Source organism: Streptomyces sp. URMC 124 (genome assembly GCF_051386455.1).
In the GTDB taxonomy this organism is placed as follows: Bacteria; Actinomycetota; Actinomycetes; order Streptomycetales; family Streptomycetaceae; genus Streptomyces.
Genome location: NZ_JBPQTS010000570.1, coordinates 1 through 250 on the forward strand (window position 1 = coordinate 1; position 250 = coordinate 250).

At 42.4% G+C, this 250-nt stretch carries 1 protein-coding gene; it reads left to right on the forward strand.

The genetic code is table 11. From position 1 onward, the window contains the following. On the forward strand, window positions 1–250 hold a 250-nt coding region (locus tag ACSNOG_RS33735; RefSeq protein WP_436756475.1), incomplete at both ends, for a hypothetical protein.

Genomic DNA, 250 nt, shown 5'->3' on the forward strand with positions numbered 1-250 from the left:
GGAACAAGGATTGCGATTGCTGAATCGTTACGACAGCTTGGCGTACAAGTCGATACATATTTCATGGACGACTTTAAAGTATTCGATGGCGGGATCATGGATAAAATCATTTTTCCATGGAAGCTTGCCCTAAGACTGCTAAAATGGAAGGAATATGACCTTTTGGATATTGCCTCCGGAGACAGCTGGGTTTTGTCATACTTCAGGAAACGTCCAGTAATTGTATCAAGCAGTCATGGACTTGAACATC